At 46.6% G+C, this 11,217-nt stretch carries 10 protein-coding genes; 1 reads left to right on the top strand and 9 read right to left on the bottom strand.

Going from position 1 to position 11,217, the window contains the following annotated elements; translation table 11 throughout:
* Positions 1-609 precede the first annotated feature (609 nt).
* The 5 genes from LLG96_12705 to umuD form a co-directional block, all read right to left on the bottom strand.
* Entirely contained in the window at positions 610-1,194 is a 585-nt protein-coding gene (locus LLG96_12705; protein MCE5251069.1) for a hypothetical protein, read from the bottom strand.
* On the bottom strand, positions 1,187-2,539 hold the full coding sequence (locus LLG96_12700) for an AAA family ATPase (GenBank protein ID MCE5251068.1): 1,353 nt from the start codon (positions 2,537-2,539) through the stop codon (positions 1,187-1,189). The genes LLG96_12705 and LLG96_12700 overlap by 8 nt, the downstream gene beginning before the upstream one ends.
* A 94-nt stretch (positions 2,540-2,633) precedes the next feature.
* Positions 2,634-2,873, bottom strand: a complete 240-nt coding sequence (locus LLG96_12695) for a type II toxin-antitoxin system HicB family antitoxin (protein MCE5251067.1) — start codon at positions 2,871-2,873, stop codon at positions 2,634-2,636.
* A gap of 446 nt (positions 2,874-3,319) precedes the next feature.
* On the bottom strand, positions 3,320-4,585 hold the full coding sequence (locus LLG96_12690; protein ID MCE5251066.1) for a Y-family DNA polymerase: 1,266 nt from the start codon (positions 4,583-4,585) through the stop codon (positions 3,320-3,322).
* 17 nt (positions 4,586-4,602) lie between these two features.
* Positions 4,603-5,034, bottom strand: a complete 432-nt coding sequence (gene umuD / locus LLG96_12685; protein MCE5251065.1) for a translesion error-prone DNA polymerase V autoproteolytic subunit — start codon at positions 5,032-5,034, stop codon at positions 4,603-4,605.
* A 582-nt stretch (positions 5,035-5,616) separates the two neighbouring features.
* Between umuD and LLG96_12680 the strand changes: the two genes are divergently transcribed.
* A complete protein-coding gene (locus tag LLG96_12680; protein ID MCE5251064.1) occupies positions 5,617-7,404 on the top strand; it encodes a T9SS type A sorting domain-containing protein in 1,788 nt (595 codons plus the stop codon).
* A gap of 56 nt (positions 7,405-7,460) precedes the next feature.
* Here the strand turns inward: LLG96_12680 and LLG96_12675 are convergent, their stop codons facing one another.
* The 4 genes from LLG96_12675 to LLG96_12660 form a co-directional block, all read right to left on the bottom strand.
* A complete protein-coding gene (locus tag LLG96_12675) occupies positions 7,461-8,423 on the bottom strand; it encodes a DUF362 domain-containing protein (protein ID MCE5251063.1) in 963 nt (320 codons plus the stop codon).
* A 141-nt stretch (positions 8,424-8,564) separates the two neighbouring features.
* Positions 8,565-8,894, bottom strand: coding sequence for an outer membrane protein assembly factor BamE (locus LLG96_12670; protein MCE5251062.1), 330 nt, complete (start codon positions 8,892-8,894; stop codon positions 8,565-8,567).
* 287 nt (positions 8,895-9,181) lie between these two features.
* Entirely contained in the window at positions 9,182-10,126 is a 945-nt protein-coding gene (locus LLG96_12665; GenBank protein MCE5251061.1) for a mechanosensitive ion channel family protein, read from the bottom strand.
* Positions 10,127-10,251: 125 nt separating this feature from the next.
* A partial coding sequence (locus LLG96_12660) for a glycosyltransferase (protein ID MCE5251060.1) occupies positions 10,252-11,217 on the bottom strand: 966 nt, incomplete at its 5' end.

Here is an 11,217-nt window from a genome sequence, read left to right as displayed (position 1 = left end):
TAAACCATTTTAAGCCTGGTTTCCAAGTTATACCCTCCATTATCATCGATCAGGATATTACGCCGTGGAAGAATTTGCTATTTATCTCGATAAGCATAAAAAAAATATTGTGGCAATTCACAGGAAAGTCAATACAAATCGTCTGTGCCATGCCCTCCACAGTAGACAAAAAACGTTGACATAATTCCGTGTGTCAGAATGTAACTGGCGGAGTAGTATGAAAGGTAGTGTATAAAAAAAATAGCGAACAGACGAAGATTAAAACTGATTATATTATAATGTATATAATAATATACCGGATGATATAACCAGAAATAAACATAGCATTCAAAAAAACAAAAACCAATAATTACCGCAGAACGATAAAACTGCAAACAAATGGACGCTTTTGTATTCTTGTATATACCATATTTTATGTGTTCTGTTCATTTATTTTGTTTTAAACGGTCACAGATTTCTATTATTTCATTCGTGTCTTCGCGACGCTGCAGAGACTAATGCCTAAATAAAGCAGTATAGTGTTACGCCTCTATTATATGTTTGTTTGATCAACCCTGATTTTTCGGCGCACACATGATTTATTGATATAGTTTTTTGGAAATATTTCTATCAAATTCTGTCTTTTGGGTTGAATGTTGAAAGCCATTTGCAATTAATAGAACTTATTAGATTAAAAAAATTTCTAAAACTAATGCTGTTTTTGTAGATTGACGTTACATTGCACTTATTAAATATCAAAGGACCATCTTGCGTTTCACTATAATGTTGACTTCCAATAATTAATCTAATGTGGCTTTTACCATTTTTACCCTCGAAATTGGATTGTGAAATCGGTGGATGTAAATTGTAATATAAATTTATAGCCGTTATGTCTGCTAACATCCAATTCTCAATCATACAATCAGGCACACCTATTAGGATGTTGACTCCTTGTAAATCATGTGTTGCTATTGCTTCAAGAAGTGATCTTGCAACAACATCAGAACTGTCTGTACGTTTCTCTTTGTCAAATACAATAATAATAGGGTAATACCTTTTCAATAATCTTATTAATGTTGCGGCGTGCTTAGCAGCAGCATCATAAGTTACATTTTTACCGTTGCAGTTCATGAGTCGTACAGGTTGACCGGGACAAAGATTTTGTACAATCCTTTTCTCCATTTGCCCATCAACAATAAATGCAGGATTATTCATCTATCATACTCCCAGAAATATAATAGAAACCTAATCCAAAGCCTGTTTCTTGGATCTCATACATTATTTCTTCTTGGTTAGAGCATCTATTTGCTCTTGTTTTTCCTTCCATAAAAGACACAATAACAATCTCATTAGGATTTGCACTATTAAGAATCGTCTCGCTGTGTGTGGATAAAAGCATACAATTTTTTTTCCGCTTAGAACTTGCAGCATTTCTCATTAATCTTACAACTTCTGATTGCATATGTGGATGTAGAAAATTTTCGGGCTCTTCAAGAGAGAAAATCGAAGGACTTGTGAGAATCGCCGTTACTAATGAAAGCCATTTGATTGTACCATCTGACATTGAGGATAGAGGCAATACAGTTGAATGATCTTTTTTTTCAATCCATAATTTAACTTTTAGAAGATTGTCGAATCGGTCATTTTCAACATCTATATTACGAATTGCCGAGTTAGCTGTTTCTAAATATTTAAGAATGTTTTCGATTGATGTTTCACGAATATCTAAACGTTGCGAATGCCTTCTAATAATAAATCTGCCAGGGAATAAAATCTCTTCGTCATGTAACTTTTTGTTCTTAATTGCATAAAGCGTTGCAGCCAAACCTGATCCGTCTCTTTGTATTCCAATAGGGCTTGAGCTTTCTTCTGGATGTTTTACCTTTGACGGAATAATGTTAAAAACTTGTCCACCTCGTAAGTCGTTAAAGATATATCTAGTTGCATCTATAAGAAAGGAAAGACTTGAAATAAGTGGCATGTCACTTTCCAAATTATTCTTAAGAAACTCCTCAATCATTTTTGAGTTCTTCAAGAATTCTTTCCTTATAGGAGGAGGAAGAAATGAAGAGTCAATAATGCCTTTTTTGTAATTATCAATATGCAGAGAGTATTCCTTACAATCATTACTAGTTTGACTTACGCAAAAAGCATCGTCAAGTGACTCAGCTATTGGCGGATCGAAGACATTAGAAGGTTTTAGTTTAAACAATTGATTTCGGAATCTAATGGAATCGAAGTTCAATGATGCTTCGATAATGAAGTTATATATGTATTGAATGAATTTCTTGTCCGATTCCGTACATCCAAGTATTTGAACATCTATGTATTTCTGGAATTCTTGTTCGCTTTGTTTGGTAAACACTGAACCAGCGCCACCAATTCGATTAACTGCTTCAGATGGGCCGTAAGTAACCATGTGCGAGAGAAATTCAAAGAATGTAATAATGTTGGTCTTTCCCGAACCATTTGGTCCAACAAGGATATTAAGTCCCGGTAAAAGGTCTAGTGTAAAGTCTGAAAGTGATCTAAATCCATTCACAACGATTTTTGTGATCAAGGTAATCTCCTTTGAAATGTTTTCTATTACACATTTTCATATATACATATGCAATAAACCTAATATAATAAATATAAAAACTATTTTTTTAAAATCACAAGAAAAATAAACTATTATTAAAAAATGCTAACTGTATAATACCCCAAAATAAGGGTAATATGTGGAGATAATCCTCAAGCCGATCCTTCATGATCAGACGAATCGCCTCCCGAAGACTCTGCTTCGTCTCTTCAATGGTTTCTCCCTGTCCGTTGGCACCGGGAACTTCAGGGCATATGGCCCAGTAACCTCCCTCGGGCGCCTTTTCGATGATTGCGGTGTACTCACCTTTCATTCATTCCTCACTCTCTTTATCCCGAAATCTTCGGGCCGTACCACTTGTGTTTCCGATACGCAGGCTGCATTGTATTCGAAGCGTTTCCTTTAAAAAATGTTAATAGTGTCCGGTTAAAATTAGAATAAAAAGCTCGAAAAACCTTGTAAATAGCGCTTTTTACCGGGATGTGGAGTTTTTGGATGTGATTATTTCCCCTTTTCTCCACCCGAACTCACCCCTGACCCCTCTCTTGCCTCAAGAGAGGGGAAGCGCCTGCTAACATTCAGTTTTATAAAGGTGTTATGCGCGGGGTGAGTTTCCATAATAAACAGTGTTAACTATTTATATTTTGCTGTATACAAAGAATGCTCAATATTTTTACCGGACAGTTCTGAAACAAAAGTATATAAAAATATTGTGGTAATTCACAGGAAAGTCAATACAAATCTCCGGTGATGTGCAGTTCACTTCGACACAACCGGAAGCTCGTCCCAGCGGGTCGTGTAGCGCGGGGAACGGCGCTTGAATTTTGTCTGCCAGTCCTGATTCAACCCCACCGCGGCATATTTCAGCGTACCCGGCCCCATGCGCGTGTTGACACGGTCGAGCGCGTCCATGAGCCGCCGTGCACCGACATGGTCGACCGTGCAAAAAAGATCGGTTTGAATCTCCCCCCGCGGAACAAGACCGGTGAGGATCACACCCGCCTTGTTGAACCGGTATCCCTCGCGGAATATCGCATTCGTGCCGTGGAGGGCGTATCGTATGAGCTCATGGGTGGAGTCGGTGGGCACCGGCAGTTCCACCACCGTGGAGTTGGCGTACTGCGGATCGTCCCTGAAACGGTTCGTCATCATGAACACCATGAGCGCACCGGCGGCAAAACGCTGTTTTCTGAGTTTTTCCGCCGCCCTCGTCGTGTAGGTCGCGATCGCCTCATGCATGGCGGCTCTGGTTTTGACCGGCTGCCCGAACGAGCGCGACACGCACATCTCCTTTTTCTCGGGCGGGCACTGTTCGAGCGAAAGACAGGGCGTACCCCTCAGTTCCTTCACCGTGCGCAGCCCCACGATGCCCATATGCTTCTTCACCCAAACATCCGTCGCGTCACGGAGATCGAGGGCTGTCACAACGCCGTTTCTGATCAGGAATTTGGCATACTGTCTCCCCACTCCCCACACATCTCCCACCCCGGTGAGGGCAAGGGCACGCTCCTGGTGCGGCGATGCGGTGAGATTGACAACACCGCCCGATTTCGGCGATTTTTTGGCGAACCTGTTGGCGATTTTCGCGAGCGTCTTGGTCTCCGCCACGCCGATGGAAACCGGTACACCCGTCCACCGTCTGACCGTGGCGCGAATCGTGCGTGCGTAATCGGTGACCGTGCCCGGATCAAAGCCCGTGAGATTCAGAAACGCCTCATCGATCGAATACACCTCGATCTCGGGGGTAAACTGCGCGAGCGTCTCCATGATCCGGTGCGACATGTCGCCATAGAGCGCATAATTGGACGACAGGGCGTGTACGGTGCCCGATTTGATGAGGTCGCCGATCTTGAAGGCTGCCACACCCGCCGGTATACCGAGCGCCTTGGCCTCGTTCGACCGCGCCACAACACAGCCGTCGTTGTTCGAGAGCACCACGACCGGTCTTCCCTCGAGTTTCGGGTTGAACACCCGCTCGCAGGAAACATAGAAGTTGTTGCAGTCAACGAGCGCAACCATGGGCATACCGGCTTCCTCACACCTTATAATTCATGTATGACCGCGGTCACGACGCCCCATAACTCGCAGTTCATGTCCTCGCTGACAGGGAGCGGCCCGTAGTCGCCGTTGTCCGGCATGAGCATGAGTTTCCCCCCGGATTTCCGCAGCCGTTTCACCGTCAGTTCCCCCTCGACAGCCGCGATTACCACACTGTTGTCGCCGGGCTGCACCGCACGGTCCACGACGAGGATATCGCCGGGGTGAATGCCGGCATCGATCATCGAATCACCGTCCGCCCGCACGAAAAAGGTTGCCGCCGGGTGCTGCACGAGGTAGCTGTTCAGATCCAGTTTTCCCTCGATATAATCGTCCGCAGGCGAGGGGAATCCCGCGGGAACCGCCGCAATGAACAGCGGGCACGGCGCATCGGCCGGCTGCTCGTGGGGGCCTAATATTCCAGTATGAACATCCATAGTCGTTGATCCTGATATGTAAGAGAAGATCGCCGCCATAAGAGTGTAATGATTAACATAGTATAAATAATTATCTGTGTCAAGCGCATATTTTTTACCTGTAATAAATTATTATAAATAGACCATCTATCTTGAATATGCCATCATATAGTATATATTGTTACACAATATGCTATACATATACAGGTCATGGATAAAAATATCATGGAGGAGAAAGAAAATCCCGAAACGTGTCCGGGTTGACGGTCATGACGAACGTATTCCGGTATCTATGCCGACCTGTTCATAAAATTTTGGAACGCGGATTTTAGCGGATTTGGTTTTCGTACCTGACCGAAGTAACACTGTAGGGGTAATTCATGAATTACACCTTATCCGTGTCTCCGTGGTGAAATTATTTATGAATATTTCCAGATAACTCCGTGGTAACAAGTGCCTTATCAGGTGTTCGGAAAAAATGGTGGTTGCCAGTGCATATAATCTCAACTTGACATACAAGCATATATATCGTATACATATTTTATGATAACCATACCCTCCCTTGCCGCACAACCGGCAGGAGTAACCACGGGAGCACGAATCATGAGAAAAATTATGTTATCCTGTCTTGGCCTGATGCTGACCGGTTCGCTGCTTTGGGCTTCGTCCTTTACACCGACGCTCTTGCAGCTTTCCGCGCCCGAAATAGTGTCGTATAAATTCGACGGCAAAACACTCGAGATTCCGGTGACAATTACCGGGACACCCGCATGTGTCCTTTTTCTCGTTTTTACACGTGACAGGGGCAAAACGATCAACAGCATCCAGAACGGCTATCTCGGCTGGCACTATGTCAACCGCATCGATACCTGTATCTATGTCGGCGAGCCCCGTCTGTTCAATCCCGGGAAAAATGTCATAACCTGGCGGGGGAAAGACGCTGACGGCAATGCGGTTTCTCCCGGAACCTATACATACTATCTCTGGGCATACGATGATTTTTCGCCCAAGGTATTGATGACCAGTCAGATCGGGATATGGACCTATATGCGCAATACCATTGTCACCCATGATGAAAAAGGCGATCCGCTGCCCAATCCGGTTATTTACCGGGGCGACAAGGAAAACTACTTTTATGGATTATATAAAGAGCAAAGCTTTTCCAACCAGAAATGGATCGTGGGCGGAGACCCGGACGACCCGAATCTTGTCGAGACCTGCGCCACAATCGGATGGTGCGATAACGGCGGTCTGGCGTTTCAGCCCGACAACCACAACTATTTTTTCAAGTGTTCGCTGGAAAGCACGACGGTAAAAGTTGTCAAAAAATGGAAATGGGTACCGAACTCGAACGCCGAACTTCAGACAGACTGGGGCGACAACGGCACATTCCGGTTTTTTGGCTCATGGCCGAAAGAGTGGCAGATCGATCCCGGCCTGATCAGCGATGGCGGTCAGTACCTTTTTGCGGTCAATGGCGATGTACTGCCTGCGAGCACCACATCAGAGCTTATCTATATTGACATCGCGAACGGTACCGAGAAAACACGGATCAACCTCGCGGACTGGTATGATTTCGTCCGCCAGGACCAGACAGGCGGAAGGGAAGGCAGCGGCCCATCGAGCCTCTGCTTCAAACACGGGATGCTCGTCACGAACGCTCCCTCCACCTGTATGAACCTCATGCTCGACCCTTCCTGGGAAAAAGACATTATCATCTGGGCAAACCAGAACGGGGATTATACCGGTGACAAGAATTTCGAGGAAAATGCCCTCAATCCCTGGATATGCAACGACATTCATGGTGTTCCTCCCTATAAATACAACATCACGCTCGATGACAACCTGTTCGCGCTTTTCCCCGTATTCGACAATCCGAATGAATCGTTCGGCCTCTATGCTCCCGATGGGACCGGACTGGGATATCATTCGTTTGCGGAGGAAACTCCCCTCTCGAAGTGGGGCATGGAAATCATCGATTACGGTTCTGCATATGATGGCATCTATACTACCCACGTTACCGAAAATGCCGCGGGAATATCGGATATTCTCGGATGGTATTTCGTCGCCCACGATTCGATGAGAGGAATCATCAGCCACTTCGATGCGGTCGATGAGAACGAACCTTCCGGTTTTACCGTGTTTCAGAATTCACCGAATCCGTTCAATCCGGCAACAACGATCGGATTTACCATTCCCTCGGCGGGCGATGTTTCTGTCGAGGTATACAATGCCGCTGGACAGAAAGTAGCCGTTCTGGCGCATGAAATCATGAATGCGGGTACCCATACAGTGGACTGGGACGCTTCGGGCTGTTCAGCCGGAGTATACTTTTATACGGTTAAAATCGGACAATACACGAAAACTACAAAGATGACCGTGATGAAGTAATTCCGCGGCGGACATAAAAAAACCGGGCAGTCGCAGATGACCGCCCGGTGAGGGTATTACATTTCCGTTCGCTGAACATCCATCTTCGCCGGATCGCAGGTACCGAGCTGGTAGGTGGTTTCAGCCATTTTAACGTAGGACGGCAGTGCATTGGGGGATGCTTTTTCTACCTTCAGCTTCTCATTGACTATCTGGAGGGCTGTATACTCCACAGCGACCGGGTCGCTGCTCGCGATTATACCACCCCAGTACCAGGGATCGCTCCGGCGATAGGTCCCCCGGAGACCGTCGCACAGTGCCAGTACGGTCTTGTTCTTTATGCTCGGCTGGGAACTGACATTGTTGAGGAAGTCCGTGTTCCCATGGCACCGTGACATCTCGCCGGGAGGCAGCGATCCGATGTGGTTTTTAAGGCAGAGGCTCCCGACGAATTCGCCTCCGAAGGCCTTGAGTGTGGGAACATTGATGAGTTTCGTGCAGGTGTCGGTGATAATACGGGTCAGCCCTTCTTTCGGGTGGAAGCCGCCCCCCTGGTCGGCGCCGAAGCAGCGGACTCCGGTCGTACCTTTGTTCTCACGGTAGCCGGAGCGGGTCAGTTCCCCGGTGTACCGCTCGTAGATGATGATGTTATTGGGCCGTACGACAGCGGAGAGGCTGTCGCAGAGCGCATACACGAGCTCCGGATGTGCATAGAGATTGAATCCCGCCGCATTGCAGTTCACTTTGATTCCCACCACATCATCTTTGGTGACGCCGAGAGCCGCCCATGCTTCCGCGGGTTTCTGTTTACCCGTAAGGGTGAGAAGCGCATTTTCAATCATGAGCGCAGATTGTTTCGGATCGCACTCGTTACGGGCTGTGATGGCTTTTTCATTGTGCACAACCGCGATTTTGACTTTCTCCTGTGCTCCGTACGCTTCGGGTACAGATAACAGGAGGCCCGATGCCATGCCCGCGCCGATAACGCCCGTTGAAGCCGTTTTGAGAAAGTCCCTGCGGTTATTGACATACTGTTTCATACGCTCCCCCTGATGAAAATCCGATGTTCCGACATGCCGTCGGTAAAAGCTATGATCTTTTACGGATAATAATCACGTCTCTATTACATAAAACATGTCAGAGGTAAAACGGTTCCATAAAAATGTACACGGTATCTTTCGTCATTCGATCATATCCGTCGTGTTGAACGTATACGATGTAACAACGCCCTTTGAATCGAATCTGACAACGAGATCGCGTGTCGTCGATGTGCCGAACAGGCGATACTTGTAATACCCGTACGTCCATGTTTTTTTACCGTCCTCGATGCCTGTCCTCCACGGCGGCCCGAAGAGGCTGCCGATATCCTCCCTTGTCGTTTTTCCTATGACGATTTTTGAAACGGCATCGGCGGAAAAATCATGGCCGACTGTCGCACAGCCGTACGCGAAGACAAACAGTACCGCGGTCATGATCGATACCATGCACAGCGTTTTTTTCGAAACTGTCATCACTTCCTCCTTCTTGATACTATTGGATATAAGCTGTTAATGATCAACTCGTAGCACCGTTTTTCACATAGGTTCCTTCGATAACTCGCATCTTGACAAAAAAAACACAATTTAAGAAGAATATTTTACGATTCATTAAATTCATTCAGACTAAGAGCTTATCCGTAGGTCGATCCCCGATAAATCGGGAACAAAAATCGTATAGCAAATGCTGTTATTCGTTTTTGATTGCAGTTCAGTATCGGATAATTTCCCCTCGCATGTATAGAAATCAGGCCGTTTCCGTTTTACGCTGAGTCGGGAGATGCGCCGGTTTGGGCGGAGGGTTCTTTCCCCGGTTTTCCCTCACGGATATTATCGTAGAATCTGGTGGTGGGATAGGCGAAATCGATGTCGTCGCATTTCGCAAAAGCAGCGAGGATATCCTCCCAGATTCCTTCCTGTGTACCACGGCGCATTCTGGGTTCGCAGAGATACCGGATTGTGAGCAGTATTCCGCAGTCTTTCACATTGGTATAGACGATCGGGGTCAACTTGGAATAGTGTATGAAAAAACGCTTGCTCGCTTCCTTGACCTTTTTTTCGGCTTCCGAGGAGAGATGCGCCGAATGTCTGAGTGCGATGCTGAGCAGTATCTCCTTTGCCTTCTCCCAGTTGCTTTCAAAGGTTACAAGCACAGGGATTTCGTTCCAGATAAAATGGAAACCCTTGCTGAAATTTGCGAGGGGCATGGTGAACAGGAAAGAATTCGGTATGCTGATGATTCTCCCGGTGCTCTGGTCGGCATCCACCCAGTTACCGATTTCCATGAGCGTAATGTGAAATATACTCTTGTCGACCACATCACCGGAATATGCGCCTATCTGCACCCGGTCGCCCACTTCGAGCGGCCGCACCCACATGATGAAAAACCACCCGATGACATTCGTGATGACATCCTTCATGGCAATGGCGAGACCGGCTGACAGGAGACCGAGAAAAGTATCGAGTTTCGCCAGTCCGCTGAACCAGATACGCGCGATTAAAAACAGGCCTAAAAAGGTGACGCCGTAGGTTAACCCTTTCTGCCAGATATAGCGGGTGTGGGCGTCGTCGGACTGGCCCATGATGATTCGCACGAGGATTTTACGGATGAGCCACAGGGCAAGAATTATGAATACCGTATAAACGAGATGCCCCATATGGGACTTCATGCCGGCAGATTGCTTCAGCAGTTCACTCAGGCTTTCCATATGTCCTCGATTACATCATGTTCATGTTCGGAGCGGCAATTGTTTTAAAATAGTGTGAAAAGCCCCGCTGTCACCATAAAAATTTTTATGATCCGATATAGAGGGCGGTGAAATATGCCTGAGTTTCATGCGATTATATCGTTGAACAAGTCCAGATAATCAGAAAGAACCCGGGTCATGAGGAACTGCTGCCTGACCGTCTCCTTCCCTTTTTGCCCCATCTCTTTACCGAGCGAGGGATGTTTGAGGAGCTCGACGATTCGTTCGGCAAAACCCGTGTTATCGTCGGGATCGAGAAGGAACCCGTTTTCGCTGTCCTGAATCTGAAGCGGTATCCCGCCGACATTCGATGCCACAACCGCCCGTTCCTTCCAGAGCGCTTCGGTGACAGTGAGACCGAATCCCTCGCGGAGTGATTTCTGGATTACCACTGCGGCGGAACGCTGGAGGACATTGACAAGGATATTGCTCTCGACAGTGATGAGAACGACATCGCCTTTATCGATAAGCGGTTTGGCGCGCTGTTTGACTTTTTCGAAAATTTCCCATCCTTCGGGATCGTCCGTTGCCATATTTCCGCACAGAACAAGCCGGCAGTCCGCTTTTTCCCGGGCGATTTTAAAGACTTCCAGTACACCGAGCGGGTCTTTCCACTTGTCAAACCTCGAAATCTGGGTAATAATCGGCTTATCGGTTTTGACCCCATACTTCTTGAGATACTTCGAAATGACCTGTCCATTGATTTCCTTGTTTTTATGGGTCAGCGGATTGATGGCCGGCTGGATGATCCTGTAATCCACAGGCAGGTCCCTGCTTTCATACTTTTCGCTGGATACAATCACAATGTCGTAGTTAAGTATGAACCGTTTGAGGTATTCCCACAGCTCTTTATCCGGCGATGAAAGGTCTATGTGGCAGCGCCATATCCATGGCTGGCGTTTACGGTAGAATTTTATGAGCGGCAGCGGCTGAGGATCGTGAATCACGACAAAATCATGATTATCGATATGGGTGTATGTCGAAAAAACTTCGCTTGCCTGGACATAGAGACGCTTTTTCATCTCGGAAAAATTGATCTTTTCACCCTGAAG

It is taken from the genome of bacterium (assembly GCA_021372535.1).
Classification (GTDB): domain Bacteria; phylum Latescibacterota; class Latescibacteria; order Latescibacterales; family Latescibacteraceae; genus JAFGMP01.
The sequence above is the reverse complement of the archived record's forward strand: the minus strand, read 5'-3'. Positions and strand labels throughout refer to the sequence as shown.

Coding starts and splice junctions, on each gene's coding strand:
- LLG96_12705 (MCE5251069.1), bottom strand. CDS start 1,194: ATGAATAATCCTGCATTTATTGTTGATGGGCAAATGGAGAAAAGGATT.
- LLG96_12695 (MCE5251067.1), bottom strand. CDS start 2,873: ATGAAAGGTGAGTACACCGCAATCATCGAAAAGGCGCCCGAGGGAGGT.
- LLG96_12690 (MCE5251066.1), bottom strand. CDS start 4,585: ATGCCCATGGTTGCGCTCGTTGACTGCAACAACTTCTATGTTTCCTGC.
- umuD (MCE5251065.1), bottom strand. CDS start 5,034: ATGGATGTTCATACTGGAATATTAGGCCCCCACGAGCAGCCGGCCGAT.
- LLG96_12680 (MCE5251064.1), top strand. CDS start 5,617: ATGAGAAAAATTATGTTATCCTGTCTTGGCCTGATGCTGACCGGTTCG.
- LLG96_12675 (MCE5251063.1), bottom strand. CDS start 8,423: ATGAAACAGTATGTCAATAACCGCAGGGACTTTCTCAAAACGGCTTCA.
- LLG96_12670 (MCE5251062.1), bottom strand. CDS start 8,894: ATGACAGTTTCGAAAAAAACGCTGTGCATGGTATCGATCATGACCGCG.
- LLG96_12665 (MCE5251061.1), bottom strand. CDS start 10,126: ATGGAAAGCCTGAGTGAACTGCTGAAGCAATCTGCCGGCATGAAGTCC.